This is a genomic window from Streptomyces sp. NPDC002825 (assembly GCF_040295385.1).
GTDB lineage: Bacteria > Actinomycetota > Actinomycetes > Streptomycetales > Streptomycetaceae > Streptomyces.
This window is the reverse complement of the sequence record NZ_JBEOVH010000049.1, coordinates 12527-39367: the sequence shown is the minus strand read 5'-3', so window position 1 is coordinate 39367 and position 26841 is coordinate 12527. Positions and strand designations below refer to the sequence as shown.

Sequence of the window (26841 nt, the reverse complement as noted above, 5' to 3'; positions counted from 1 at the left end):
GGGGCGCGGTGCTGTGCGGGGCGCGGCCGGCGACGCTGACGGTGCCGGTCGTCGGCTCGATCAGGCCCACGCGCACCACCAGTGCACTGCGCACGGGGTGCGGGTCCGGGCGCGGGAGCCTCTGGCGCCGGCAGGGGCGCCGTTCCGTTGTGCCCACCCGTTCCGCCCCAGCGGAACGATTGCCCACAACGGCGGGGCGCGGGCCCACAACGGGCGAAAGCGCGCCCCACAACGGGCGCCGGCGACTACCGTCCCGGCGGCACCGCGCGCCCCCGGCTGACCGCCCAGGCCACCACGCCCGCCGCCACCACCCCCGAGCCCGCGAGCACCGAGCCCACGGGGAGGGCGAAGGCCAGGGCTCCGCAGCCGGCGAGGCCCAGCGCGGCCAGGTAGCGGGCGCGGCCGCCCAGGGTCCAGGCGGAGGCGTTCGCGATGCCGTAGTAGACGAGCACGCCGAAGGACGAGAAGCCGATCGCACCCCGCACGTCCACCGTCGCCGCCACCACGGCCACGATCGCGCCCACGGCGAGCTCCGCCCGGTGCGGCACCCGGAAGCGGGGGTGGACGGCCGCGAGGGCCGTCGGCAGGTAGGCGTCCCGGGCCATCGCCAGGGTCGTACGGGACACCCCGAGGATCAGCGAGAGGAGCGAGCCGAGCGCCGCGACGGCCGCGCCCGCCGTGACCACCGGCACCAGCCAGCCGGCGTCCGCCGCGCGGGCCGCGTCGGCGAGCGGAGCGGGGGAGGCGGCGAGGGCCGCGGGGCCGAGGACGGTGAGGACGGCGACCGCGACGAGCCCGTAGACGACGAGCGTGAGGCCCAGCGCGAGCGGCACGGCCCGGGGGATGGTGCGGGCCGGATCACGGACCTCCTCGCCGAGCGTGGCAATCCGCGCGTACCCCGCGAATGCGAAGAAGAGCAAACCCGCGGCCTGGAGTACGCCACCCGTGGTGAGCTCCGTCCCGGCTGTCCTGACGCCGTCTCCGCCCGCCCCCAAGGCGACCGCGACGACGCACGCGAGCACCGCGAGGACCACCGCCACGATCACCCGCGTGAGCAGCGCCGACTTCTGAACTCCCCGGTAGTTGACGGCCGTCAGGGCCAGCACGGCGGCGACCGCCACCGCGTGCGCCTGCTCCGGCCACACGTACGCCCCGACCGTCAGCGCCATGGCCGCGCAGGAGGCCGTCTTGCCGGCGACGAACGCCCAGCCGGCGAGGTAGCCCCAGAAGGAGCCCAGGCGTTCGCGACCGTACACGTACGTGCCGCCGGAGGCCGGGTAGAGAGCGGCGAGGCGGGCCGAGGCCATGGCGTTGCAGTACGCGACCACGGCCGCGAGGCCGAGCGCCCAGAGCAGCCCCGCCCCGGAGCCTGCCGCGTCCGTGGCGGGCCCGAGCGCGACGAAGATGCCCGCCCCGATCATCGAGGCGAGGCCGATCACGACCGCGTCGAAGAGGCCCAGGGAGCGGCGGAGTTCCGGTGTCATGCTCCGCACATTAGACGCTGAGGCCGGTCTCCCTGAGCGTGATGTTCAGGCGCCCGGTCAGGCCGAGCGCGGGATCCGCCGTCCCCGGGAACACCTTGGGGACGCCGTGGTGAACCCACCGCGAAGCCCCGCCGAAGACGAAGAGGTCGCCGGAGACGAGATCGACGTCCTGGTACGGCCGGCCGCGGCTCTCCTCGTTCCCGAAGCGGAACACGCAGCGGTCCCCGAGGCTCAGCGACACCACCGGCGCCCCGGAGCGCTCCTCCCGGTCCTGGTGCATCCCCATGCGCGCCCCCGGCGCGTAGAAGTTCACGAGCGCGGTGTCGGGCGTGAAGCCCCCGTGGTCCCCGTACGCCTCGACGAGCGCCTCCCGGCCCAGTGCGACGAGCCAGTCGGGCAGCGGGATCCCGAACGTGTCGAGGTAGCGGTACGGCACCCACTGCCGGCCCAGGGCCAGCGAGCGCACCGACATCACGCCGCCGCCGGGCAGCACGGTCTGCCGGTACGGGAAGGGCCCGCGCCCCCACTCCCGGCAGGCGTCCACGAGCTCCCGCTGGCGCGCGAGCGGGAGCCACCCGGGCACGTGCACCGCCCCGGGTGCCACCGTGACCCGCTCGCGGGGGAAGAGCCCCTCACTCACACGAGAGCTCCTCCGAGAGCGCCTCCGAGAGCTCCACCGAGGGTCCCGCCGAGGGCGCCTTCCAGCCCGAGCAGCCGCTCTTTCCGGTCGAGCCCGGCGGCGTACCCGCGCAGGTTCCCGTCGGCCCCGATCACCCGGTGGCAGGGCCGCACCACGAGCAACGGATTGCGCCCGATCGCGGTGCCCACGGCCCGTACCCCCGCGCCGGCCGAACCGACGCGCCGGGCGATCTCCCCGTACGAGACGGTCGTGCCGTACGGGATCTCCTCCAGGGCCCGCCAGACGCGCCGCTGGAACTCGGTGCCGGCGTCACCGGCGAGCGGCAGGTCGAACCGGTCGCGGCGCCCCGCGAAGTACTCGTCCAGCTGCCGTGCGGCCTCGGCGAACGCCCCGGGCGCGGGCGTCCAGCCGTCCTCGACCCCGACGGCGCCCTTCTGCCCCGGCAGGGACAGCGAGCGCAGCACGGCCCGGCCCCCTTCGGCGAGCTGTCCGACGAGGAGCATCTCGCCCAGGGGGCCGTCGACGTACGCGTACACGGTCATGACTGGTTCCTCTCCCCGCGCGGGTCTTCCCGAGACCCAGTGTGCGGGGACCGCCGAGCGCCGGGCTGGCGGTATTCGGACACCGGCCTCGACGGGTCAGCGGTAGTTCACGAACTGGATCGCGAAGTCGAAGTCCTTGCCCTTGAGCAGCGCCTGCACGGCCTGCAGGTCGTCGCGGCTCTTCGAGCTGACCCGCAGCTCGTCGCCCTGGACCTGCGCCTTGACGCCCTTGGGGCCCTCGTCGCGGATGGCCTTCGCGACCTTCTTGGCGTTCTCCTGGGAGATGCCCTCCTGGACGGAGGCGAAGAGCTTGTACTCCTTGCCGGACAGCTGCGGCTCGCCCTCGACGTCCAGCGACTTGAGCGAGATCCCGCGCTTGATCAGCTTGGACTGGAAGATGTCGAGGATCGCCATGACGCGCTCCTCGCCGTTCGCCTGCATCAGGATCTTCTCGCCCGACCAGGAGATCGAGGCGTTGGTTCCCTTGAAGTCGTAGCGCTGGGAGATCTCCTTCACGGCCTGGTTGAGGGCGTTGTCGACCTCCTGCCGCTCGACCTTGGAGACGATGTCGAAACTGGAGTCGGCCATGACTCGTGGCTCCTTGCTCGGATGCTGTGGGGTACCCCCAAAGCCTAGGGGGTGAGCCGCCGGCCGAACCGCTGATCAATCGGGTGGCGAACCACCCCCGGGGATCAGGTATTGTTTACGTCGTTGCCGGGGAACACCGCAGAAACGCGGTGAACCAAGGCAGCGAACCCATGGCGATGTGCCCGAGTGGCCAATGGGAGCGGACTGTAAATCCGTCGGCTTAGCCTACCCAGGTTCGAATCCTGGCGTCGCCACGTGAAGAAGGTCCCCGGTGCTTGCACCGGGGACCTTCACTCGTTTCCGGGAGCTCTTCCGGGAGCTCTTCCGGGACCGTTTCCGGGACGGATCCCGAACCGGGTCAGTTGCCGGCCACGTCCTTCACCGCGACCGAGAGCGGGACCGAGCCGGCGATCAGTTCCAGGGTGAGGCCCGCGGTCGCCGGGGTGTCGATGAGTTCGGCGAGGACCGCGGCCACGTCGTCCCTCGAAACCGACCCACGGCCCGTGTGGGCCTCCAGGCGGACCATGCCCGTGCCCTCGTCGTCCGTCAGGGAGCCGGGACGCAGGATCGTCCACTCCAGGGCCTCGCGGGCGCGGATGTCGTCGTCCGCCGCGCCCTTCGCGCGGAGGTAGGCGTCGAAGATCCCGTCGCCCTGGTGGGACGCGTCCGCGCCCATCGACGAGACGACGAGGTAGCGGCGCACGCCCGCGCGTTCCGCCGCGTCGGCGAACAGGACCGCCGCGCCGCGGTCCACCGTGTCCTTCCGGGCCGCGCCGCTGCCCGGGCCGGCGCCCGCCGCGAAGACGGCCGCGTCGGCGCCCTGGAGCACCGCGGCGACCATCTCGAGCGACGCCGTCTCCAGGTCCATGTCCACGGGCTCCGCGCCCGCGTCCCGCAGGTCGGCGCCCTGTTCCGGGTTGCGGATGATCCCCGCGACCTCGTGCCCCGCCGCCGAGAGCAGCCTCTCCAGCCGCAGGGCGATCTGTCCGTGTCCTCCAGCGATGACGATGCGCATACTCACGACCGTACGTCTGGTCCGGCCGGAGGGCTTCCCGGCTCGGGCGGCCGCTCCGGGCGTGACTGACGCGGCAGGTCCAGGGCCGCCGCCGAGTCGCAGTACTCCCGCACCGCGCTCGTCCGCGCCACCACCCGCCCCCGGTGCACCACGATCCGGCTGTACGCGAGGGACAGCACGCCCGCCAGACGCTCGCCGCGCACCGCGAGCAGCTCCGCCGGGAAACCGGCCTCCACCCGCACCTCCGGCAGCCCCATCACAGCCCGGGCCTCCGCGCTCACCGCCCCGTAGGCCTCCTGGGGATCCATCCCGCCGAGCGAGGCGAGCAGGTACGCCGCCTCCAGCGGGTCCCCGCGCCCCACCGGGTTGGCCACGTCCCGCAGCGCCCCGCCGCCCGCCGCGACCCGCACCCCGGCCGCCCGCAGCAGCCGCACCGGCGCCGCCCCGCGCAGCTCCGTCCCCCCGCAGCCGCCCTGCGGCAGGCACACCACCGTCACGCCGGCCGCCGCCAGCCGGTCCGCCGCCCGGTGCGCCGCGTCGGAGGGGAGCCGGGAGAGGCCCGCGCACGGCCCGATCGTCACCCCCGGCCGCAGCCCGCCCGCCATCGCCGCCAGCCGGGCCAGACGCGCCGGATCGTCCCCGTCGGTGTGCAGGTCGACCGGGACGCCGTTCTCGGCCGCGACCTCCAGGACCGCCTCCACGTACCCGGCCGGGTCCGGGTCGAGGTCCGGGCAGCCGCCGACCACGCCCGCGCCCATCTTCACCGCGTCCCGCAGCATCGCGAGCCCGTCCGCGCCCGCGACGCCCGTGAGCAGCCGGGGTACGGCGACGGCCGTGAGATCGGCGAGGCCCCGGAGCGAGCGGCGGGCCTGGAGCACGGCCTCCAGCGGGCCGAGTCCCTGGACGTCGCCGATGCGCACGTGCGCGCGGAGCGCCGTCGCGCCGTGGCCGAGCTGGAGCAGTGCCGCCTCGGTTGCCCGCCGCTGTACCTCCTCGGGGGCGTGCGAGACGGGACCCGGGGTGTCGGCGGAGAGCGCGGTGTCGGCGTGGGCGTGCGGTTCGGCGGCGGCGGGCAGCAGCAGATAGCCGGAGAGGTCGACCCGCGCGCCGCCGGCGGGGAGGCTGCCCGCGGTGCCGACGGCCTCGATGCGGCCGCCGACGAGCCGTACGTCCACGGTCCTTCCGTCGGTGAGCCGTGCGTGGGAGAGCAGGAGCGAGGTCGAGTCGGCGGTGGTGGCGGCCCCGTCCTCGGGTGGCTGGGGCTGCTTGCTGTCGGCTGACATCGGGCTCCTCAAGGCTCCTCAAGATCAAGATCACGCAGCGTGGGGCCGAGCCTAGGGGCGCTCGCAGCGTGCTTCGAGGAGGAGCGCAATAGTCGTACCGATGAGGCCACGAGTGGCGTACGGGACGCCTGATGAGGGCCGTCGCGAGGCCGCGGGGAAACGGATTTGGGTGATGGGCCGGAGACCGTGTAATGTCTTCCTCGCTCGCCCCAATAGCTCAGTCGGTAGAGCGTCTCCATGGTAAGGAGAAGGTCTACGGTTCGATTCCGTATTGGGGCTCTGGTGAGAGGGATCCCGCCTTCGGGCGGGGTCCGGATCATCAAAGCGGTGTAGCTCAGTCGGTAGAGCAAGCGGCTCATAATCGCTGTGTCACCGGTTCAAGTCCGGTCACCGCTACAGACAGTAGCCGATTGTGGGGTCGGTCCTTCGATCGGCTACTCTTCTATGCGTTCATCCGTCCATCCGTCCGTCAAGGAGCACTCACGTGGCTGCCACCGACGTCCGCCCGAAGATCACGCTGGCCTGCGTGGAGTGCAAGGAGCGGAACTACATCACCAAGAAGAACCGGCGTAACAACCCGGACCGTCTTGAGATGAAGAAGCACTGCCCTCGCTGCAACTCGCACACCGCGCACCGCGAGACGCGCTAATCAGGCTCGTACACGAGGCCGTCCCCACTCGGGGGCGGCCTCGTGTCGTTTGTCGGCTCCTCCCGACAGGCATCGGCAACAAATTCAGCAGGAGGTATCGAGTCCATGGCGCTCGACCAGTCCTTCGTGGGCCGGACCTATCCGCCCACCGCGCCCTATGAGGTCGGCCGCGAGAAGATCCGCGAGTTCGCCGAGGCGATCGGTGACGCCAATCCCGCGTACACCGACACCGAGGCGGCCAAGGCGCTCGGACATTCCGATGTGATCGCCCCGCCCACTTTCGTGTTCGCCATCACATTCAAGGCGGCCGGCGCCGTCATCGAGGACCCGCAGCTGGGCCTCGACTACAGCCGCGTCGTCCACGGCGACCAGAAGTTCGCCTACACCCGGCCCGTACGCGCCGGGGACCGGCTCTCGGTCACCTCCACCATCGAGGCGATCAAGTCCCTCGCCGGAAACGACATCCTCGACATCCGCGGCGAGGTCCACGACGCCTCCGGCGAGCACGTCGTCACCGCCTGGACCAAGCTCGTCTCCCGCGCCCCCGAGGAGGCCTGACCATGACCGCGAAGATCGCCTACGACGAGGTCGAGGTCGGCACCGAGCTGCCCGCCCAGACCTTCCCCGTGACCCGCGCCACGCTCGTGCAGTACGCCGGCGCCTCCGGGGACTTCAACCCGATCCACTGGAACGAGAAGTTCGCGGTCGGGGTCGGCCTCCCCGACGTCATCGCCCACGGCATGTTCACCATGGCCGAGGCGATCCGCGTCGTCACCGACTGGACCGGCGACCCCGCCGCCGTCGTCGAGTACGGCGTCCGCTTCACCAAGCCGGTCGTCGTCCCCAACGACGACAAGGGCGCCGAGATCGAGGTCTCCGCCAAGGTCGCCGCGAAGCTGGACGACAAGCAGGTGCGGGTCGACCTCACGGCCGTGAGCGCCGGACAGAAGGTCCTGGGCATGTCCCGGGCCGTCGTCCGCCTCGCCTGAAGCCGCCGACGGGCCCTGCTTTCCGCAGACGCGGAAAGCAGGGCCCGTACCCTTGAGCCCGTGCAGCAGATCGCAGACGCCCCCCTCGCGCCCCTGACCACCTTCCGGCTCGGCGGACCCGCCACCCGGCTCGTCACCGCCACCACCGACGACGAGGTGGTCGCGGCCGTCCGCGAGGCCGACGCCGCCGGGACCCCGCTGCTGATCATCGGCGGCGGATCCAACCTGGTCATCGGGGACAAGGGCTTCGACGGCACGGCGCTGCGCATCGCCACCACCGGCTTCCACCTGGACGGCACGCGGCTGGAGCTCGCCGCGGGCGAGGTCTGGACGGACGCCGTGGCGCGGACCGTCGAGGCCGGGCTCGCCGGGATCGAGTGCCTGGCCGGCATCCCCGGCTCGGCCGGCGCGACCCCCATCCAGAACGTCGGCGCCTACGGGCAGGACGTCTCCGCCACCGTCACCGAGGTCGTCGCCTACGACCGGCGCGCCGAGGAGACCGTCACCCTCACCAACGCCGAGTGCGCCTTCTCGTACCGGCACAGCCTCTTCAAGGACCAGCCCGACCGGTACGTCGTGCTGCGGGTCCGCTTCGACCTGGAGGACGCGGACGGCATGTCCGCACCGGTGAACTACCCCGAGACCGGCCGGGCCCTCGGCGTCGAGGTCGGCGACCGGGTGCCGCTCGCGCACGCCCGCGAGACCGTCCTGAAGCTCCGCGCGGGCAAGGGCATGGTCCTGGACCCCGAGGACCACGACACCTGGTCCGCCGGATCCTTCTTCACCAACCCGATCCTGACGGCGGGGGAGTACGAGACCTTCCTCACGCGCGTCGTCGAGCGGCTCGGCCCCGACGTCACCCCGCCGGCCTTCCCCGCGGGCGAGGACGGCGCCGTGAAGACCTCGGCCGCCTGGCTCATCGACAAGGCCGGCTTCACCAAGGGGTACGGCTCCGGGCCCGCCCGGATCTCCACCAAGCACACCCTCGCCCTCACCAACCGCGGCGAGGCGACCACCGAGGACCTCCTCGCCCTCGCCCGCGAGGTCGTCGCGGGGGTGCACGCGGCCTTCGGGATCACCCTCGTCAACGAGCCCGTCACCGTGGGCGTGGAGCTCTAGTAGGCGACCCCGACGCCCTGCCTGACCGTCGCGGGGTCGTCGATCATCGCCAGCATCGCGTGCGCCACGTCCGCGCGGGCCAGTGAGCGGCCCCGGGACGGGGTGCCGCCGACGACCCTGCGGTACTGCCCGGTGCCCGGCCTGTTCGTCAGCTTGGGCGGGCGTACGGAGGTCCAGTCGGCGTCGCTCTTCGCGAGGTCCGACTCCATGACCCGCAGATCGGCGTAGACGTCCTTCAGGACGTTGTTGACGATCGCCAGGACCGCCCTGTCGACGAGGGCCTGGCCGTTCGGGGCCGGGCCCAGCGGGGCCGCGCTGACGACCAGGAGCCGGCGCGTCTTCTCGGCCTCCATCGCCGTGAGCACCGAGCGGGTCAGCCGCGCCGCCACGCCCGCGTCGGCCCGGGTCCTGGCCCCGAGGCCCGAGAGCACCGCGTCCCGGCCCGCCACGGCCCCGCGCAGCGCCTCGGGGTCGGACAGGTCGGCCCGCCGGACCGTCAGGCGCGTGCCCGTCACGGTGAGCCGCGCCGGGTCCCGTACGACCGCCGTCACCTCGTGGCCGGAGGCCAGGGCCTGCCGGACGATCTCCTGGCCGATGCCGCCCGTCGCACCGAAGACCGTGAGCTTCATGTCGGACCCTCCTGGGGTGGGTAAGTATTCACTCACCCCCAAGGTGAGTGGATACTCACTCAGACGTCAAGCGCGGCTGGAGGATGCATGGAACAGAGGCCGACCCGGACCCGGATCGTCGACGCCGCCCGTGACCTCATGCGGACGGCGGGGCTCGCCCGCACGACCACCAAGGAGATCGCCAAGGCTGCCGGCTGCTCGGAAGCCGCGCTCTACAAGTACTTCAGCAGCAAGGAAGAGCTCTTCCTGACCGTCCTGAACGAGCGCCTGCCCCAGCTCGGCGGGCTCCTCGGCACGCTCGTCGCCGACCCCGGCGGCCGCACCGTCGAGGAGAACCTCACCGAGGTCGCCCGGCAGGCCGCGCTCTTCTACGGGCAGACCTTCCCGGTCGTCGCCTCCCTCTACGCCGAGCCGGCGCTCAAACGGCGCCACGAGGAGGCCATGCGCAGCTACGGCATGGGCCCGCACAAGCCCATCGAGGGCCTCGCCGCCTATCTCCGCGCCGAGCAGAGCCATGGCCGCATCAGCCCCGACGCCGACCCGGTGGCCGCCGCCTCGCTGCTCCTCGGCGCCTGTGTGCAGCGCTCCTTCGCCTGGGAGACGAGCCCGGACCGCCGGCCGCCGGACTCCCTCGACGACTTCGCCCGCGGCCTCGCCCGCACCCTGCTGCGCGGGATCGCCTAGGCGATCCAGTCGTCGATCCCCGCCAGCAGCTTCGCCTTGACGTCCTCCGGCGCCGCCGAGCCCCGCACCGACTGACGGGCCAGCTCCGCCAGCTCCTCGTCCGTGAACCCGTGGTGCCGCCGCGCGATCTCGTACTGGGCGGCGAGCCGGGAACCGAAGAGGAGCGGGTCGTCGGCGCCGAGCGCCATCGGGACGCCCGCCTCGAAGAGCGTGCGCAGCGGGACGTCCTCGTGCTTCTCGTACACCCCGAGGGCCACGTTCGAGGCCGGGCAGACCTCGCAGGTCACGCCCTTCTCGGCGAGCCTCCGCAGCAGCCGCGGGTCCTCCGCCGACCGCACCCCGTGGCCGACCCGCGCCGCCCGCAGGTCGTCCAGGCAGTCCCGTACGGACGAGGGCCCCGTCAGCTCGCCGCCGTGCGGGGCCGCGAGCAGGCCGCCCTCGCGCGCGATCGCGAAGGCCCGGTCGAAGTCCCGGGCCATGCCCCGCCGCTCGTCGTTGGAGAGCCCGAAGCCGACCACGCCCCGGTCCGCGAACCGCACCGCGAGCCGGGCCAGCGTCCGGGCCTCCAGAGGGTGCTTCATCCGGTTCGCCGCGACCAGGACCCGCATCCCGAGACCCGTCTCCCGCGAGGCCGCGTCGACCGCGTCCAGGATGATCTCCAGGGCCGGGATCAGGCCGCCCAGATGCGGGGCGTACGAGGTGGGGTCGACCTGGATCTCCAGCCACCCCGAGCCGTCCCTGACGTCCTCCTGGGCCGCCTCCCGGACGAGCCGCTGGATGTCCTCCGGCGCGCGCAGGCAGGAGCGGGCGATGTCGTAGAGCCGCTGGAAGCGGAACCAGCCGCGCTCGTCGGTCGCCCGCAGCTTGGGAGGCGTACCGCTGCTCAGCGCCTCCGGGAGATGCACGCCGTACTTGTCGGCCAGCTCGATGAGCGTCGTGGGCCGCATCGAACCCGTGAAGTGCAGGTGCAGATGGGCCTTGGGAAGGCTGCTGAGGTCGCGGTAAAGGTGCTCCATTGGCTGATCCTGCCGTACCCGAATGGACGAATACAGTCCGTTTCCCCGATCGGGACCTTGCTAGAACGCAAAAACGGGCCCCCGGTTCAGGAGAACCGGGGGCCCGCACCTCCCAGAGGATCAGTCGCGCGCCTCGGCGAGCAGCTTCTGGATCCGGGACACGCCCTCCACCAGGTCCTCGTCACCGAGCGCGTACGACAGCCGCAGGTAGCCCGGGGTGCCGAAGGCCTCGCCGGGGACGACCGCGACCTCGGCCTCGTCCAGGATCAGCGCGGCGAGCTCGACCGAGGTCTCCGGGCGCTTGCCGCGGATCTCCTTGCCGAGCAGCCCCTTCACCGACGGGTACACGTAGAACGCGCCCTCCGGCGTCGGGCAGACGACGCCCTCGATCTCGTTGAGCATCCGCACGATCGTCTGACGGCGGCGGTCGAAGGCCTTGCCCATCTCCTTGACCGCGTCCAGGTTCCCGGAGACGGCGGCGAGCGCGGCGACCTGCGCCACGTTGCTCACGTTGGAGGTGGCGTGCGACTGCAGGTTCGTCGCGGCCTTCACGACGTCCTTCGGGCCGATGATCCAGCCCACGCGCCAGCCCGTCATCGCGTACGTCTTCGCCACGCCGTTGACTACGATGCACTTGTCGCGCAGCTCCGGCAGGACGGCCGGCAGCGAGACGGCGGAGGCGTCGCCGTAGACCAGGTGCTCGTAGATCTCGTCCGTGAGGACCCACAGGCCGTGCTCGACGGCCCAGCGGCCGATCGCCTCGGTCTCGGCCTCGCTGTAGACGGCGCCGGTCGGGTTCGAGGGGGAGACGAAGAGGACGACCTTGGTCTTCTCCGTGCGCGCAGCCTCCAGCTGCTCCACCGAGACCCGGTAACCGGTGGTCTCGTCGGCGACGACCTCCACCGGGACACCGCCCGCGAGGCGGATCGACTCGGGGTACGTCGTCCAGTACGGCGCCGGGACGATGACCTCGTCGCCCGGGTCGAGGATCGCGGCGAAGGCCTCGTAGATCGCCTGCTTGCCGCCGTTGGTCACCAGGACCTGGGAGGCGTCGATCTCGTAACCGGAGTCGCGCAGCGTCTTGGCGGCGATCGCGGCCTTCAGCTCGGGCAGACCGCCGGCCGGCGTGTAGCGGTGGTACTTCGGGTTCTTGCAGGCCTCGACGGCCGCGTCGACGATGTAGTCCGGGGTCGGGAAGTCGGGCTCACCCGCGCCGAAACCGATCACCGGGCGCCCGGCGGCCTTGAGGGCCTTGGCCTTGGCGTCGACGGCGAGGGTGGCGGACTCGGAGATCGCACCGATCCGGGCGGAGACCCGACGCTCGGTGGGAGGGGTAGCAGCGCTCATACGGGCCATCGTCCCAGACCACGTCGAGGCCCGGCACACAGGTTTCACGGACCGGACAGGACCGGTCATTACCGGTCGTACGCGCGTCCGACGGCAGGTCGGCGCGCTTTCTGTTCGACGTAGGGGCCCATGACCACGTATGCTCACTCCTCGTTGGCCCGCACCGACCACATCTCACGATGCGGTACGTTTGGGGGGCACCGACAAAGGGTCGTAGCTCAATTGGTAGAGCACCGGTCTCCAAAACCGGCGGTTGGGGGTTCAAGTCCCTCCGGCCCTGCTACACACACCGCCAGGTGTTGTGCGCATGTACGTACTTCATTGCACCGCCGTGCGGCTCCACCCGGGCGCGGCACGGCCGACCCGGAATCAGGTGAGAGATCGTGACGGACGCCGTAGGCTCCATCGACATGCCTGATGCCGACGAGACCGCAGAGTCGAAGAAGAAGTCCCGCAAGGGCGGGAAGCGCGGAAAGAAGGGCCCCCTGGGCCGTCTCGCGCTCTTCTACCGCCAGATCATCGCCGAGCTCCGCAAGGTCGTCTGGCCCACGCGGAACCAGCTGACGACGTACACCACCGTGGTGATTGTCTTCGTCGTCATCATGATCGGCCTTGTCACCGTGATTGACTATGGCTTCCAGGAAGCAGTCAAGTACGTCTTCGGCTGACTTTTTGTTCCACCCATCTGTATCGCAGGAAGAAGCAGCCACCGTGTCTGACGCGAACCTGAACGACGCCTTCGAGTCCGAGTCCGTCGAGGACGAGCTGGACATCGTCGAGGCCGCCGACGAGGACGTCGAGGACGTCGAGGTCGACGCTGCTGAGGACGCTGCGGACGACGTCGAGATCGACGAGGCCGAAGAGGCCGACGAGACCGACGAGGACGAGACCGAAGAGGTCGAGGACGAGGACGCCGAGGAAGAGACCGAGGAGGAGGCCGAGCCGGCCGCCCCGGTCGACCCGGTCGCCGCGCTCCGCGAGGAGCTCCGCACCCTCCCCGGCGAGTGGTACGTCATCCACACCTACGCGGGCTACGAGAAGCGCGTGAAGGCCAACCTCGAGCAGCGTGCCGTCTCGCTCAACGTCGAGGACTTCATCTACCAGGCCGAGGTCCCCGAGGAAGAGATCGTCCAGATCAAGGGCGGCGAGCGGAAGAACGTCAAGCAGAACAAGCTTCCCGGCTACGTTCTCGTCCGCATGGACCTGACGAACGAGTCCTGGGGCGTCGTCCGCAACACCCCCGGCGTCACCGGCTTCGTGGGCAACGCCTACGACCCGTACCCGCTGACCCTGGACGAGATCGTCAAGATGCTCGCCCCGGAGGCCGAGGAGAAGGCCGCCCGCGAGGCCGCCGAGGCCGAGGGCAAGCCCGCTCCGGCCCGCAAGCTGGAGGTCCAGGTCCTGGACTTCGAGGTCGGCGACTCGGTCACCGTCACCGACGGCCCGTTCGCGACCCTCCAGGCCACGATCAACGAGATCAACCCGGACTCGAAGAAGGTCAAGGGCCTCGTCGAGATCTTCGGTCGCGAGACCCCGGTCGAGCTCAGCTTCGACCAGATCCAGAAGAACTGATCTCACCGTCTTCCGACCAGGTCAGAGTGGCTCTCACAGCTGCTCTGACCTGCTCGGTTTTTAGCCGCACGTCTATACCCGTTATCGTTGTGCGGTATGCCTGCATCCGGATGACCGGAAGGCGGGCTGAACACTCTCACTAGGACCCGGAGAGAGCAATGCCTCCCAAGAAGAAGAAGGTCACGGGGCTTATCAAGCTCCAGATCAACGCTGGTGCGGCCAACCCGGCCCCGCCGGTCGGCCCCGCGCTGGGTCAGCACGGCGTCAACATCATGGAGTTCTGCAAGGCCTACAACGCCGCGACCGAGTCGCAGCGTGGCATGGTCGTGCCGGTGGAGATCACGGTCTACGAAGACCGCACCTTCACCTTCATCACCAAGACTCCGCCGGCCGCCAAGCTGATCCTCAAGGCCGCGGGTGTGGAGAAGGGCTCCGGCGAGCCGCACAAGACCAAGGTCGCCAAGCTCACGGCCGCCCAGGTCCGCGAGATCGCCACGGTCAAGCTCCCCGACCTCAACGCCAATGACCTGGACGCCGCGTCCAAGATCATCGCCGGCACCGCCCGCTCCATGGGCATCACGGTCGAGGGCTGATCACCCCCGTTTGACCTCCAGTGGTAGGGCCGGCGCGGCCCGCACCACGACTCCACCCCTGAACAACAGGAGAAGCAGTGAAGCGCAGCAAGGCTCTCCGCTCCGCGGACGCCAAGGTCGACCGCGAGCGGCTCTACGCCCCCCTCGAGGCCGTCCGTCTCGCCAAGGAGACCGCCACCACCAAGTTCGACGGCACCGTCGAGGTCGCCTTCCGCCTGGGTGTCGACCCGCGCAAGGCCGACCAGATGGTCCGTGGCACCGTGAACCTCCCGCACGGCACCGGCAAGACCGCCCGGGTCCTGGTCTTCGCGACCGGTGACCGTGCCGAGGCCGCGATCGCCGCGGGCGCCGACATCGTCGGCTCCGACGAGCTCATCGACGAGATCTCCAAGGGCAACCGCCTGAACGAGTTCGACGCCGTGGTGGCCACCCCGGACCTCATGGGCAAGGTCGGCCGCCTCGGCCGCGTCCTCGGCCCGCGTGGTCTCATGCCGAACCCCAAGGTCGGCACCGTCACCCCCGATGTCGCGAAGGCTGTCAACGACATCAAGGGCGGCAAGATCGAGTTCCGCGTCGACAAGCACTCGAACCTCCACTTCATCATCGGCAAGGTCTCCTTCGATGACACGAAGCTGGTCGAGAACTACGCCGCGGCCCTGGAGGAGATCCTCCGTCTGAAGCCGTCCGCCGCGAAGGGTCGCTACATCAAGAAGGCGGCCCTCTCCACGACGATGGGCCCCGGCATCCCGCTGGACTCCAACCGCACCCGCAACCTCCTCGTCGAGGAGGACCCGGCCGCGGTCTGAACCTCACCGGTTCACTGAGTGGTCAGCCGGCCCCGCACCTCTCCGGAGGTGCGGGGCCGGCTCTTTGTTACGGTTCAAGAGACCGTAAAGACCTTGGATCAAGGGGTGGGGAACGCTCATGAACAAGTCCGCATGGAAGCGCGCGGGCGTCGCTCTCACGGCCGTGGCGGTCGTGACCGGCGTCGCGGGCTGTCAGGACGGCGGGGACGCCAAGGGGGCCGCGCCGGCCACTCCCGAGGCGCAGAGCCACGGGGACGTCACGAAGGTCATCCAGGCCGCGTACGAGAAGACCTCGGCCGCCAAGGCCGCCAAGGTCAAGATGACCATGACCATGGAGGGGCTCGGCAGCGAGTCCGGCACGATCGAGATGACGGGCGTCCAGGGGTGGGACCCGGCGGTGATGGACATCACCATGAAGGGCTCCATGCTCTCCGCCGGCGGCCCGGACGCCCCCCAGCAGATGCGCATGATCATGCTCGACCAGGTCATGTACATGGACATGGGTGCCAAGCAGGCCGCCGAGATGGACGGCAAGCGCTGGATGAAGCTCGACATGAAGGCCGCGGCCGACGCCTCCGGCGACAAGGCGCTGCGGAAGCAGATGACCGGCGGCCTGGACAACATGAACCAGGACCCGGCCCAGCAGCTCGCCCTGCTGCTGGACTCCCCGGACCTGAAGCACGTCGGTGCCGAGAAGATCAACGGCATGGAGACCGAGCACTACAAGGGCACGCTCACCCTCGAGCAGATGCTCAAGGCCAACGAGTCGTCGAAGCTCCTCTCCAAGAAGGACCACGACGAGCTCCTCGCCACCATGAAGAAGACGGGCCTCAAGGGCTACGACACCGAGTTCTGGGTCACCGAGGACGGCTACCCGGCCCGTATGGACATCGGCATGACCATGGCCGAGGGCACGATGCAGATCCGGGCCGACTACACCGACTACGGCACCAAGTCCGCCGTACAGGCCCCGCCGGCCAAGGACACCGTGGACCTCTTCGAGATGATGAAGGACTTCGGCAAGGAGCCCGGTCAGGGCTGATTTGCTCCTGGCGCAGGCCATCACGTACGCTTCCACAGAAGCCAAAGACCGCTGGTCGTTGCTGTGCCCTTACCGGGTGCGGTGGCCGAAGGATCCGCTGACAACGGACGACCCGCGCAGGTGACTGTGGAAGTGTTCCCGGACTTCATCGTCCGGTCGAGCTCAGCCCCGTGCGCCTGCGCCCGGGGCGTTTTGTTTTGTCCAGCCTCCTTCTGAGCGGTCCTCATCACCCGGAAGGAGGCCGACGCACTATGCCGACGCCCAACAAGGCTGCATCGGTGGCCGAGCTCAAGGACGCGTTCCAGAGCTCCAACGCCGCCGTGCTGACCGAGTACCGGGGTCTCACCGTCGCGCAGCTCAAGACGCTGCGTCGCTCTCTCGGTGAGAACGCCCAGTACGCCGTGGTGAAGAACACGCTGACCAAGATTGCGGCCAACGAGGCCGGGATCACCGCACTGGACGAGCACTTCGCTGGTCCGACCGCGGTCGCCTTCGTCACCGGTGACCCGGTGGAGTCGGCGAAGGCCCTGCGTGACTTCGCCAAGGAGAACCCGAACCTCATCATCAAGGCCGGTGTCCTTGACGGTAAGGCTCTCTCCGCCGACGACATCAAGAAGCTTGCGGACCTCGAGTCCCGCGAGGTTCTGCTCAGCAAGCTGGCCGGTGCCTTCAAGGGCAAGCAGTCTCAGGCTGCCTCGCTCTTCCAGGCGCTGCCGTCGAAGTTCGTCCGCACCGCGGAAGCGCTTCGCGTCAAGCTCGCCGAGCAGGGCGGTGCCGAGTAATTCGGCTCGCGCATTGATCCGCGCCGCCTAGTGCGCGGGTCGTAGCGGGCCGTTACGCCCGCCTCTATAGACACATCGGCACCTGCCGAGATTAGTGGAAGGATCGCCCATCATGGCGAAGCTCTCTCAGGACGACCTCCTCGCCCAGTTCGAGGAGATGACCCTCATCGAGCTCTCCGAGTTCGTGAAGGCCTTCGAGGAGAAGTTCGACGTCACCGCCGCCGCGGCCGTCGCCGTTGCCGGTCCCGCCGTTGGTGGCGGCGACGCCGCTGGCGCCGTTGAGGAGCAGGACGAGTTCGACGTCATCCTCGAGGGTGCCGGCGACAAGAAGATCCAGGTCATCAAGGTCGTGCGCGAGCTCACCTCCCTGGGCCTCAAGGAGGCCAAGGACCTCGTCGACGGCACCCCGAAGCCGGTCCTCGAGAAGGTCGCGAAGGAGGCCGCTGACAAGGCCGCCGAGGCCCTCAAGGCCGCCGGTGCCTCCGTCACGGTCAAGTAAGACCGTTTCGGCTCACCGAGCTGACTCAGCCCCCGTGTAACGCGGAGGCACCGAGAGGCGATCACCCATCTGGGTGGTCGCCTCTCTGCGTTCCCGGGAAACGGGCGTGGCGGGGGTCCTGCGGGCATCCGGAAGCGGAGTATGGTGATCTTCGCCGTGCGCCCCGCAGACCGGCGGGTCTTGACGAACCGCACGCAGCGCGCAATTCTCAGGACGCGTCGTCACAACGATCCGTTTCCGAGGCATGGATCGACGGCTGAACGGGCAGTATCGAGGTGCGCCGCACGGCGCGAGGTACCGCGGAGTTGAGAGCAACGAGGGTCGCGAAGAAGTCGCCCTGGACATCAGTGGGCCAAGTGGCTACACTGACCCTTTGCGCTGCCTGTTAGCTGCCCCCTGCCCGTCACCAGGGGCATACCTTCGCATCAGCTTCGTGGACCGACCCCGTCTGACCTGGCCTTTTGGTCATCTCAGGAAAAGTCTGCCGTGAAGCGTTGCTGGGGACCGGTACGCGCGTAGTGAGTCCGAGCCCTCGGAAGGACCCCCTCTTGGCCGCCTCGCGCAACGCCTCGACCAATACGAACAACGGCGCAAGCACCGCCCCGCTGCGCATCTCCTTTGCAAAGATCAAGGAGCCCCTCGAGGTTCCGAACCTCCTCGCGCTGCAGACCGAGAGCTTTGACTGGCTGCTCGGCAACGCCGCCTGGAAGGCTCGCGTCGAGGCTGCCCTTGAGTCGGGACAGGACGTCCCCACGAAGTCCGGTCTGGAGGAGATCTTCGAGGAGATCTCCCCGATCGAGGACTTCTCCGGGTCGATGTCGCTGACCTTCCGCGACCACCGCTTCGAGCCGCCGAAGAACTCGATCGACGAGTGCAAGGACCGTGACTTCACGTACGGCGCCCCGCTCTTCGTCACGGCCGAGTTCACCAACAACGAGACCGGCGAGATCAAGTCCCAGACGGTCTTCATGGGCGACTTCCCGCTCATGACGAACAAGGGCACCTTCGTCATCAACGGCACCGAGCGTGTCGTGGTGTCGCAGCTGGTCCGTTCCCCCGGTGTCTACTTCGACTCCTCCATCGACAAGACGTCCGACAAGGACATCTTCTCCGCCAAGATCATCCCGTCCCGGGGTGCCTGGCTGGAGATGGAGATCGACAAGCGCGACCTGGTCGGTGTCCGCATCGACCGCAAGCGCAAGCAGTCCGTCACCGTCCTCCTCAAGGCTCTCGGCTGGACCACCGAGCAGATCCTGCAGGAGTTCGGCGAGTACGAGTCGATGCGCGCCACCCTGGAGAAGGACCACACCCAGGGCCAGGACGACGCGCTGCTGGACATCTACCGCAAGCTCCGTCCGGGCGAGCCGCCGACCCGTGAGGCCGCTCAGACGCTGCTCGAGAACCTCTACTTCAACCCGAAGCGCTACGACCTCGCCAAGGTCGGCCGCTACAAGGTGAACAAGAAGCTCGGCGCCGACGAGCCGCTGGACGCCGGTGTCCTCACCACCGACGACATCATCGCCACGATCAAGTACCTCGTGAAGCTCCACGCGGGCGAGACCGAGACGATCGGTGAGAACGGCAACGAGATCGTCGTCGAGACCGACGACATCGACCACTTCGGCAACCGTCGTCTGCGCAACGTCGGCGAGCTCATCCAGAACCAGGTCCGCACGGGTCTGGCTCGTATGGAGCGCGTCGTCCGCGAGCGGATGACCACGCAGGACGTCGAGGCGATCACGCCGCAGACCCTGATCAACATCCGGCCGGTCGTCGCCTCCATCAAGGAGTTCTTCGGCACCAGCCAGCTGTCCCAGTTCATGGACCAGAACAACCCGCTGTCGGGTCTGACGCACAAGCGTCGTCTCTCGGCCCTGGGTCCTGGTGGTCTCTCCCGTGAGCGGGCCGGCTTCGAGGTCCGAGACGTGCACCCGTCCCACTACGGACGCATGTGCCCGATCGAGACCCCCGAAGGCCCGAACATCGGTCTGATCGGTTCGCTCGCCTCGTACGGCCGCGTCAACGCGTTCGGCTTCATCGAGACGCCGTACCGCAAGGTCGTCGACGGCCAGGTCACCGACGAGGTCGACTACGTCACCGCCGACGAGGAGGACCGGTTCGTCATCGCGCAGGCCAACGCCGCGCTGAACGACGAGCTCCGCTTCTCCGAGCCGCGCGTCCTCGTTCGTAAGCGTGGCGGCGAGGTCGACTACGTCGAGCCGTCGGACGTGGACTACATGGACGTCTCGCCGCGCCAGATGGTGTCGGTCGCGACCGCCATGATCCCGTTCCTCGAGCACGACGACGCCAACCGTGCCCTCATGGGCGCGAACATGATGCGTCAGGCCGTCCCGCTCATTAAGTCGGAGGCCCCGCTCGTCGGCACCGGCATGGAGTACCGCTGCGCCACCGACGCCGGCGACGTGCTCAAGGCCGAGAAGGACGGTGTCGTCCAGGAGCTGTCGGCCGACTACATCACGGTCGCCAACGACGACGGCACGTACATCACGTACCGCCTGCACAAGTTCTCCCGCTCCAACCAGGGCACCTCTGTGAACCAGAAGGTCGTCGTGGACGAGGGCGACCGCGTCATCGAGGGCCAGGTCCTCGCCGACGGTCCCGCCACCGAAGACGGCGAGATGGCGCTCGGCAAGAACCTCCTCGTGGCGTTCATGCCGTGGGAGGGCCACAACTACGAGGACGCGATCATCCTGTCGCAGCGCCTCGTGCAGGACGACGTCCTCTCCTCGATCCACATCGAGGAGCACGAGGTCGACGCCCGTGACACCAAGCTCGGCCCCGAGGAGATCACCCGGGACATCCCGAACGTCTCCGAGGAGGTCCTCGCGGACCTCGACGAGCGCGGCATCATCCGCATCGGTGCCGAGGTCGTCGCCGGCGACATCCTGGTCGGCAAGGTCACGCCCAAGGGTGAGACCGAGCTGACCCCGGAGGAGCGCCTGCTCCGCGCGATCTTCGGTGAGAAGGCCCGTGAGGTCCGTGACACCTCGCTGAAGGTCCCGCACGGCGAGATCGGCAAGATCATCGGCGTCCGTGTCTTCGACCGCGAGGAGGGCGACGAGCTTCCCCCGGGCGTGAACCAGCTGGTCCGCGTCTACGTCGCCCAGAAGCGCAAGATCACCGACGGTGACAAGCTCGCCGGCCGTCACGGCAACAAGGGTGTCATCTCCAAGATCCTCCCGATCGAGGACATGCCGTTCCTCGAGGACGGCACCCCGGTCGACATCATCCTCAACCCGCTGGGTGTCCCGTCCCGAATGAACCCGGGACAGGTCCTGGAGATCCACCTCGGCTGGCTCGCCAGCCGCGGCTGGGACGTCTCCGGTCTCGCGGACGAGTGGGCGCAGCGCCTCCAGGCGATCGGCGCCGACCAGGTCGCCCCCGGCACCAACGTCGCGACCCCGGTCTTCGACGGTGCGCGTGAGGACGAGCTCGCGGGTCTGCTCCAGCACACCATCCCGAACCGCGACGGCGAGCGCATGGTGCTCCCGACCGGTAAGGCGAGGCTGTTCGACGGCCGCTCCGGCGAGCCGTTCCCGGACCCGATCTCCGTCGGGTACATGTACATCCTCAAGCTCCACCACCTGGTCGACGACAAGCTCCACGCGCGTTCGACCGGCCCGTACTCGATGATCACCCAGCAGCCGCTGGGTGGTAAGGCCCAGTTCGGTGGCCAGCGCTTCGGTGAGATGGAGGTGTGGGCGCTGGAGGCTTACGGCGCCGCGTACGCCCTCCAGGAGCTGCTGACGATCAAGTCCGACGACGTGACCGGCCGCGTGAAGGTCTACGAGGCCATCGTCAAGGGCGAGAACATCCCTGAGCCCGGCATCCCCGAGTCCTTCAAGGTCCTCATCAAGGAGATGCAGTCCCTGTGCCTCAACGTGGAGGTGCTGTCCTCGGACGGCATGTCCATCGAGATGCGCGACACCGACGAGGACGTCTTCCGCGCAGCGGAGGAGCTCGGCATCGACCTGTCCCGGCGCGAGCCGAGCAGCGTCGAAGAGGTCTGACGGGAGTCCGGTGCGGGGGCTCAGCAATGAGCCCCCCGCCGGCCCCAGGACCCCCGTATCAGACCCACAGCCTTACAACCCTGAGAGGGATTGACGCATAGTGCTCGACGTCAACTTCTTCGACGAGCTCCGGATCGGTCTGGCCACCGCTGACGACATCCGTCAGTGGAGCCACGGCGAGGTCAAGAAGCCGGAGACCATCAACTACCGCACGCTCAAGCCCGAGAAGGACGGACTCTTCTGCGAGAAGATCTTCGGTCCGACCCGGGACTGGGAGTGCTACTGCGGCAAGTACAAGCGCGTCCGCTTCAAGGGCATCATCTGTGAGCGGTGTGGCGTCGAGGTCACCCGCGCCAAGGTGCGCCGTGAGCGGATGGGCCACATCGAGCTGGCCGCCCCCGTCACCCACATCTGGTACTTCAAGGGCGTTCCGTCGCGCCTGGGCTACCTGCTCGACCTCGCCCCGAAGGACCTGGAGAAGGTCATCTACTTCGCGGCGTACATGATCACGTACGTCGACGACGAGCGCCGTACGCGTGACCTGCCCTCCCTGGAGGCGCACGTCTCCGTCGAGCGTCAGCAGATCGAGAACCGTCGCGACTCCGACCTGGAGGCCCGCGCCAAGAAGCTCGAGAACGACCTCGCCGAGCTGGAGGCCGAGGGCGCCAAGGCCGACGTGCGCCGCAAGGTGCGCGAGGGTGCCGAGCGCGAGATGAAGCAGCTGCGCGACCGTGCGCAGCGCGAGATCGACCGTCTGGACGAGGTCTGGTCGCGCTTCAAGAACCTCAAGGTCCAGGACCTGGAGGGCGACGAGCTCCTCTACCGCGAGCTGCGTGACCGCTTCGGCACGTACTTCGACGGCTCGATGGGTGCCGCGGCGCTGCAGAAGCGTCTCGAGTCCTTCGACCTGGAGGAGGAGGCCGAGCGCCTCCGCGAGATCATCCGTACCGGCAAGGGCCAGAAGAAGACCCGTGCGCTCAAGCGCCTCAAGGTCGTCTCCGCGTTCCTGCAGACCGCGAACAGCCCCAAGGGCATGGTTCTCGACTGCGTGCCGGTCATCCCGCCGGACCTGCGTCCGATGGTGCAGCTCGACGGTGGCCGCTTCGCGACCTCCGACCTGAACGACCTGTACCGCCGTGTGATCAACCGCAACAACCGCCTGAAGCGGCTTCTCGACCTCGGCGCGCCCGAGATCATCGTGAACAACGAGAAGCGCATGCTCCAGGAGGCGGTCGACGCCCTCTTCGACAACGGCCGTCGTGGTCGCCCGGTCACGGGCCCCGGCAACCGTCCGCTGAAGTCCCTCAGCGACATGCTGAAGGGCAAGCAGGGTCGATTCCGTCAGAACCTGCTCGGCAAGCGTGTCGACTACTCGGCGCGTTCCGTCATCGTCGTCGGCCCGCAGCTCAAGCTGCACCAGTGCGGTCTGCCGAAGGCCATGGCGCTGGAGCTCTTCAAGCCGTTCGTGATGAAGCGCCTGGTCGACCTGAACCACGCGCAGAACATCAAGTCGGCCAAGCGGATGGTCGAGCGCGGCCGCACGGTCGTGTACGACGTCCTCGAAGAGGTCATCGCCGAGCACCCGGTTCTGCTGAACCGTGCGCCCACGCTGCACCGCCTCGGCATCCAGGCCTTCGAGCCGCAGCTGGTCGAGGGCAAGGCCATCCAGATCCACCCGCTCGTCTGCACCGCGTTCAACGCGGACTTCGACGGTGACCAGATGGCCGTCCACCTGCCGCTCTCCGCGGAGGCGCAGGCCGAGGCCCGCATCCTGATGCTGTCCTCGAACAACATCCTCAAGCCCGCCGACGGCCGTCCGGTGACGATGCCGACCCAGGACATGGTCCTCGGTCTGTTCTTCCTCACCACCGACGGTGAACTCCGTGACACCAAGGGCGAGGGCCGCGCGTTCGGCTCCACGGCCGAGGCGATCATGGCGTTCGACGCCGGCGAGCTCGCGCTGCAGTCGCAGATCGAGATCCGCTTCCCGGTCGGCACCGTCGCTCCCCGTGGCTGGGTTCCCCCGGTCGCCGAGGAGGGCGAGCCGGAGTGGCAGCAGGGTGACTCGTTCCGTCTGAAGACCTCGCTGGGCCGCGCGCTCTTCAACGAGCTGCTGCCCGAGGACTACCCGTTCGTCGACTACTCCGTCGGCAAGAAGCAGCTCTCCGAGATCGTCAACGACCTCGCCGAGCGCTACCCCAAGGTCATCGTGGCGGCGACGCTCGACAACCTGAAGGCGGCGGGCTTCTACTGGGCGACCCGTTCCGGTGTCACCGTGGCCATCTCCGACGTCGTCGTTCCCGAGGCGAAGAAGGAGATCGTCAAGGGCTACGAGGCGCAGGACGAGAAGGTCCAGAAGCAGTACGAGCGCGGTCTGATCACCAAGGAAGAGCGCACGCAGGAGCTCATCGCGATCTGGACCAAGGCGACCAACGAGGTCGCCGAGGCGATGAACGCGAACTTCCCCAAGACGAACCCCATCTTCATGATGGTTGACTCGGGTGCCCGAGGAAACATGATGCAGATGCGGCAGATCGCCGGTATGCGTGGTCTGGTGTCGAACGCGAAGAACGAGACCATCCCGCGTCCGATCAAGGCGTCCTTCCGTGAGGGCCTCTCCGTCCTCGAGTACTTCATCTCGACGCACGGTGCCCGTAAGGGTCTCGCCGACACCGCCCTGCGTACCGCCGACTCGGGTTACCTGACCCGTCGTCTGGTGGACGTCTCGCAGGACGTCATCATCCGCGAGGAGGACTGTGGCACCGAGCGCGGTCTGAAGCTGCGGATCGCGGCCAAGGACGAGGCCGGTGTCCTGCGGAAGACGGACGACGTCGAGACCTCCGTGTACGCGCGGATGCTCGCCGAGGACGTCGTCGTCGACGGCAAGGTCATCGCGCCGGCCAACGTCGACCTGGGTGACGTGCTCATCGACGCCCTGGTCAACGCGGGCGTCGAGGAGGTCAAGACCCGTTCGGTCCTGACCTGTGAGTCCGCCGTCGGTACCTGCGCGTTCTGCTACGGCCGTTCGCTCGCCACCGGCAAGCTGGTCGACATCGGTGAGGCGGTCGGCATCATCGCCGCCCAGTCCATCGGTGAGCCCGGTACCCAGCTGACGATGCGTACCTTCCACACCGGTGGTGTGGCCGGTGACGACATCACCCAGGGTCTGCCCCGTGTCGTCGAGCTCTTCGAGGCGCGGCAGCCGAAGGGTGTCGCCCCGATCTCCGAGGCGGCCGGTCGCGTCCGCATCGAGGAGACCGAGAAGACCAAGAAGATCGTCGTCACCCCGGACGACGGCACCGACGAGACGGCGTTCCCGATCTCGAAGCGTGCCCGTCTGCTCGTGGGCGAGGGCGACCACGTCGAGGTGGGCCAGAAGCTCACCGTGGGTGCCACCAACCCGCACGACGTGCTCCGGATCCTCGGTCAGCGCGCGGTCCAGGTCCACCTGGTCGGCGAAGTCCAGAAGGTCTACAACTCGCAGGGCGTGTCGATCCACGACAAGCACATCGAGATCATCATCCGGCAGATGCTGCGCCGCGTGACGATCATCGAGTCCGGCGACGCGGAGCTCCTGCCGGGCGAGCTGGTCGAGCGGTCGAAGTTCGAGACCGAGAACCGTCGTGTGGTCACCGAGGGCGGTCACCCCGCCTCCGGCCGTCCGCAGCTGATGGGTATCACCAAGGCCTCGCTGGCGACGGAGTCCTGGCTGTCGGCCGCCTCCTTCCAGGAGACGACCCGAGTCCTGACGGATGCGGCGATCAACGCCAAGTCCGACAGCCTCATCGGCCTCAAGGAGAACGTCATCATCGGTAAGCTCATCCCGGCCGGTACGGGTCTGTCCCGCTACCGCAACATCCGGGTCGAGCCGACCGAGGAGGCCAAGGCCGCGATGTACTCGGCCGTCGGCTACGACGACATCGACTACTCGCCGTTCGGCTCCGGCTCCGGCCAGGCCGTTCCGCTGGAGGACTACGACTACGGTCCGTACAACCAGTAAGCGAGTCGCTTGACCGAAGGGCGGTCACCCCGTGTGGGGTGGCCGCCCTTCGGCGTGCGGGTCGGAAAGGGGTGTCACCTGGCGGCCAGTTCCCAGGCCGTGACGGCGACCGTCGCGACCGCGGCGAGGGCGCCGATGCTGGCCAGTGGCCAGCGGGCTCGCTCCAGGGCGTCGAGGCGGGCCTCGTGGTCGGCGAGCTGCTTGTCGGTCTGGTCGCTGCGCTGTACGAGCAGCGCGAGCGAGCCGTCGACCCGCGCGAAGCCGGCCTCCAGGGTGCCGCGGAGCCGCTCCAGTTCGAGGGCGACGGCGACGGGGTCGTTCGGGTCAGGCTCGGTCATCGGCACCGCCCGGGGTCGGGCGCAGCCAGGACGGCAGCAGGTTCTGCACCAGGTCGAGGGCCATCACCCGGGCCAGTCCGCCGGCGACGGCGAGGGCCCCCGCGACCCAGGGGAGGGTCGCGGGGATGCCGGAGGCGTCGACGATCGCGGGGAGCACGACGGCGATGCCCACGGCGGACTGGAGGACGGTGCGGGCCGTGCGCTTGGCGGCATCGGACATCGGTCTGCTCCTCGGGTCACTTGGTGTACGGGACTTTGAGCGCGTTCCATGAGGCGGCGCCCGGGATGCCGTCGGCGTCGGAGCCGCGGAAGCCGAGCTTGTGCTGCCACTTGGCGTAGCTGAGCCGGTCGGCCTCGCCCCAGCGGGGGCTGGGGCCGACGGTGTAGGCGGAGCAGCCTTCGGCGACGAGGCGGCGGCCCATGGCGGTGATGATCGGGGAGCTCGTCTCCCTGCGGAAGAACGAGGTGCCCGGGAAGGGCTGGAGGCGGGGGGCGGCCGGCTTGCCGGCGTCGGGGGCGGGCCGGGTGGGGGCCTTGTTGAGCCGGGCCTGGATCCGGTCGCGCATCGTCGGCATGGCGAAGCCCCGGGGGTCGTCCTTCCAGTCCGACCACTCCTTGTGGCCGATGACGGAGCGGGCGCCCCAGCCGTGGGCGCGGCACAGGGCGGCGGAGACCCGTTCGATGGCGTCGAGCTGGGCGGGCGGCCAGGGGTCGGTGCCGTTGCCGAGGTTGACGCATTCGAAGCCGTAGAAGCGGGAGTTGCCGTCGACGGCGCCGGGGCTGCCCTGGTGGGCGCGCGGGGCGGGCGGCCGGTCGCCGTAGGTCTCGCTGATCACGGCCTGGAGGACGGACGGGTCGCCGCCGCCGGCGTGGTTGGCGCGGCCGTTGCCGACGAGGTGGACGCTGCCGTCCTTGGCGATGACGCCGTGGCAGAGCGGGCCGGGCAGCCCTTCGTATCCGTTGAAGCACATCTCGACGGTGTTGGCGGTGCCGGCGGAGACGGTGTGGTGGATGATCACGCCGGTGACGGGGCCCCAGGCGCCGACGTGGTTGCGGTTGTGGGTGCGCCAGCCGGGGTGTTCGACGACGGTGACGCCTTCGGCGCGGAGCGCGGCGACGAACCGGTCCGCGGTGAGGGGAGTGGCCATCTGGTGTCCTCCGGACATGAAAAAGGCCCGCACCGGGGAGCCGGT

Annotated in this window: 26 protein-coding genes and 4 tRNA genes; 18 read left to right on the top strand and 12 right to left on the bottom strand. The window is 69.3% G+C overall.

Annotated elements, in window-relative coordinates:
• Positions 1–245: 245 nt before the first annotated feature.
• From ABT041_RS36970 to ABT041_RS36955, 4 genes are all read right to left on the bottom strand, one after another.
• On the bottom strand, positions 246–1484 hold the full coding sequence (locus ABT041_RS36970; RefSeq protein WP_351192988.1) for an APC family permease: 1239 nt from the start codon (positions 1482–1484) through the stop codon (positions 246–248).
• A gap of 10 nt (positions 1485–1494) precedes the next feature.
• Complete coding sequence (locus ABT041_RS36965; protein WP_351192986.1) at positions 1495–2124, bottom strand: alpha-ketoglutarate-dependent dioxygenase AlkB family protein; 630 nt, start codon at positions 2122–2124, stop codon at positions 1495–1497.
• Complete coding sequence (locus ABT041_RS36960; RefSeq protein ID WP_351192983.1) at positions 2121–2666, bottom strand: methylated-DNA--[protein]-cysteine S-methyltransferase; 546 nt, start codon at positions 2664–2666, stop codon at positions 2121–2123. Before ABT041_RS36960 ends, ABT041_RS36965 begins: the two co-directional genes overlap by 4 nt.
• 96 nt (positions 2667–2762) lie before the next feature.
• Positions 2763–3254 carry a YajQ family cyclic di-GMP-binding protein gene (locus tag ABT041_RS36955; protein WP_030687924.1) on the bottom strand — a complete coding sequence of 164 codons (492 nt, stop codon included), beginning with the start codon at positions 3252–3254 and terminating at the stop codon, positions 2763–2765.
• A 172-nt stretch (positions 3255–3426) separates the two neighbouring features.
• Between ABT041_RS36955 and ABT041_RS36950 the strand changes: the two genes are divergently transcribed.
• Positions 3427–3508 (top strand) — tRNA-Tyr (locus tag ABT041_RS36950).
• Positions 3509–3612: 104 nt separating this feature from the next.
• Here the strand turns inward: ABT041_RS36950 and ABT041_RS36945 are convergent.
• Positions 3613–4269, bottom strand: coding sequence for an SDR family oxidoreductase (locus ABT041_RS36945; protein ID WP_351192979.1), 657 nt, complete (start codon positions 4267–4269; stop codon positions 3613–3615).
• A 2-nt stretch (positions 4270–4271) separates the two neighbouring features.
• Entirely contained in the window at positions 4272–5552 is a 1281-nt protein-coding gene (locus ABT041_RS36940) for an amidohydrolase family protein (RefSeq protein WP_351192976.1), read from the bottom strand.
• 206 nt (positions 5553–5758) lie between these two features.
• On the opposite strand from ABT041_RS36940, the gene ABT041_RS36935 reads away from it, so the two are divergent.
• The 6 genes from ABT041_RS36935 to ABT041_RS36910 all read left to right on the top strand — a co-directional run bounded on the left by ABT041_RS36935 (position 5759) and on the right by ABT041_RS36910 (position 8309).
• Positions 5759–5831: transfer RNA gene (locus ABT041_RS36935), tRNA-Thr, on the top strand.
• A gap of 44 nt (positions 5832–5875) precedes the next feature.
• A tRNA-Met gene (locus ABT041_RS36930) sits at positions 5876–5948 on the top strand.
• 88 nt (positions 5949–6036) lie between these two features.
• Positions 6037–6201 (top strand): 50S ribosomal protein L33, encoded by a 165-nt coding sequence (gene rpmG / locus ABT041_RS36925; protein WP_003956487.1) that lies wholly within the window; start codon positions 6037–6039, stop codon positions 6199–6201.
• Between the two features lie 105 nt (positions 6202–6306).
• Positions 6307–6759, top strand: coding sequence for an FAS1-like dehydratase domain-containing protein (locus tag ABT041_RS36920; RefSeq protein WP_351192973.1), 453 nt, complete (start codon positions 6307–6309; stop codon positions 6757–6759).
• Positions 6760–6761: 2 nt separating this feature from the next.
• On the top strand, positions 6762–7190 hold the full coding sequence (locus ABT041_RS36915; RefSeq protein WP_351192971.1) for a MaoC family dehydratase: 429 nt from the start codon (positions 6762–6764) through the stop codon (positions 7188–7190).
• 15 nt (positions 7191–7205) lie between these two features.
• On the top strand, positions 7206–8309 hold the full coding sequence (locus ABT041_RS36910; RefSeq protein ID WP_502976693.1) for a UDP-N-acetylmuramate dehydrogenase: 1104 nt from the start codon (positions 7206–7208) through the stop codon (positions 8307–8309).
• Here the strand turns inward: ABT041_RS36910 and ABT041_RS36905 are convergent.
• On the bottom strand, positions 8306–8938 hold the full coding sequence (locus ABT041_RS36905) for an NAD(P)-dependent oxidoreductase (protein WP_351192966.1): 633 nt from the start codon (positions 8936–8938) through the stop codon (positions 8306–8308). The genes ABT041_RS36910 and ABT041_RS36905 overlap by 4 nt on opposite strands.
• Before the next feature lie 87 nt (positions 8939–9025).
• On the opposite strand from ABT041_RS36905, the gene ABT041_RS36900 reads away from it, so the two are divergent.
• Positions 9026–9622 carry a TetR/AcrR family transcriptional regulator gene (locus ABT041_RS36900; protein WP_351192963.1) on the top strand — a complete coding sequence of 199 codons (597 nt, stop codon included), beginning with the start codon at positions 9026–9028 and terminating at the stop codon, positions 9620–9622.
• Here ABT041_RS36900 and ABT041_RS36895 read toward each other — a convergent pair.
• A complete protein-coding gene (locus ABT041_RS36895; protein WP_351192960.1) occupies positions 9619–10638 on the bottom strand; it encodes an adenosine deaminase in 1020 nt (339 codons plus the stop codon). The genes ABT041_RS36900 and ABT041_RS36895 overlap by 4 nt on opposite strands.
• A gap of 120 nt (positions 10639–10758) precedes the next feature.
• Positions 10759–11985, bottom strand: coding sequence for a pyridoxal phosphate-dependent aminotransferase (locus ABT041_RS36890; protein WP_351192958.1), 1227 nt, complete (start codon positions 11983–11985; stop codon positions 10759–10761).
• A gap of 207 nt (positions 11986–12192) precedes the next feature.
• Here ABT041_RS36890 and ABT041_RS36885 point away from each other — a divergent pair.
• The 10 genes from ABT041_RS36885 to ABT041_RS36840 all read left to right on the top strand — a co-directional run bounded on the left by ABT041_RS36885 (position 12193) and on the right by ABT041_RS36840 (position 25310).
• A tRNA-Trp gene (locus tag ABT041_RS36885) sits at positions 12193–12265 on the top strand.
• A gap of 103 nt (positions 12266–12368) precedes the next feature.
• Positions 12369–12653 carry a preprotein translocase subunit SecE gene (gene secE, locus ABT041_RS36880; RefSeq protein ID WP_041130741.1) on the top strand — a complete coding sequence of 95 codons (285 nt, stop codon included), beginning with the start codon at positions 12369–12371 and terminating at the stop codon, positions 12651–12653.
• 43 nt (positions 12654–12696) lie between these two features.
• Complete coding sequence (gene nusG, locus ABT041_RS36875; protein WP_351192956.1) at positions 12697–13557, top strand: transcription termination/antitermination protein NusG; 861 nt, start codon at positions 12697–12699, stop codon at positions 13555–13557.
• A 158-nt stretch (positions 13558–13715) separates the two neighbouring features.
• Positions 13716–14150 carry a 50S ribosomal protein L11 gene (rplK, locus tag ABT041_RS36870; RefSeq protein ID WP_030687894.1) on the top strand — a complete coding sequence of 145 codons (435 nt, stop codon included), beginning with the start codon at positions 13716–13718 and terminating at the stop codon, positions 14148–14150.
• Between the two features lie 77 nt (positions 14151–14227).
• Positions 14228–14956, top strand: coding sequence for a 50S ribosomal protein L1 (rplA, locus tag ABT041_RS36865; protein ID WP_351192952.1), 729 nt, complete (start codon positions 14228–14230; stop codon positions 14954–14956).
• Between the two features lie 118 nt (positions 14957–15074).
• Positions 15075–15998, top strand: a complete 924-nt coding sequence (locus ABT041_RS36860) for an SCO4651 family lipoprotein (RefSeq protein ID WP_351192949.1) — start codon at positions 15075–15077, stop codon at positions 15996–15998.
• Between the two features lie 251 nt (positions 15999–16249).
• On the top strand, positions 16250–16780 hold the full coding sequence (rplJ, locus tag ABT041_RS36855; RefSeq protein ID WP_030687887.1) for a 50S ribosomal protein L10: 531 nt from the start codon (positions 16250–16252) through the stop codon (positions 16778–16780).
• A 112-nt stretch (positions 16781–16892) separates the two neighbouring features.
• Positions 16893–17279 carry a 50S ribosomal protein L7/L12 gene (gene rplL / locus ABT041_RS36850; RefSeq protein ID WP_351192946.1) on the top strand — a complete coding sequence of 129 codons (387 nt, stop codon included), beginning with the start codon at positions 16893–16895 and terminating at the stop codon, positions 17277–17279.
• 548 nt (positions 17280–17827) lie between these two features.
• Entirely contained in the window at positions 17828–21310 is a 3483-nt protein-coding gene (rpoB, locus tag ABT041_RS36845; RefSeq protein WP_093874560.1) for a DNA-directed RNA polymerase subunit beta, read from the top strand.
• A 100-nt stretch (positions 21311–21410) separates the two neighbouring features.
• Entirely contained in the window at positions 21411–25310 is a 3900-nt protein-coding gene (locus ABT041_RS36840) for a DNA-directed RNA polymerase subunit beta' (protein ID WP_041130748.1), read from the top strand.
• A 74-nt stretch (positions 25311–25384) separates the two neighbouring features.
• On the opposite strand, the gene ABT041_RS36835 is transcribed toward ABT041_RS36840, so the two are convergent.
• The 3 genes from ABT041_RS36835 to ABT041_RS36825 are packed head-to-tail and all read right to left on the bottom strand — an operon-like array spanning position 25385 to position 26796.
• The gene (locus tag ABT041_RS36835) at positions 25385–25648 is read right to left on the bottom strand and encodes a hypothetical protein (RefSeq protein ID WP_041130749.1); all 264 of its coding nucleotides are present in this window, start codon (positions 25646–25648) and stop codon (positions 25385–25387) included.
• Positions 25635–25868, bottom strand: coding sequence for a hypothetical protein (locus ABT041_RS36830; protein WP_116159371.1), 234 nt, complete (start codon positions 25866–25868; stop codon positions 25635–25637). Before ABT041_RS36830 ends, ABT041_RS36835 begins: the two co-directional genes overlap by 14 nt.
• 16 nt (positions 25869–25884) lie before the next feature.
• Entirely contained in the window at positions 25885–26796 is a 912-nt protein-coding gene (locus ABT041_RS36825; RefSeq protein WP_351192940.1) for a peptidoglycan-binding protein, read from the bottom strand.
• Between the last annotated feature and the right edge of the window lie 45 nt (positions 26797–26841).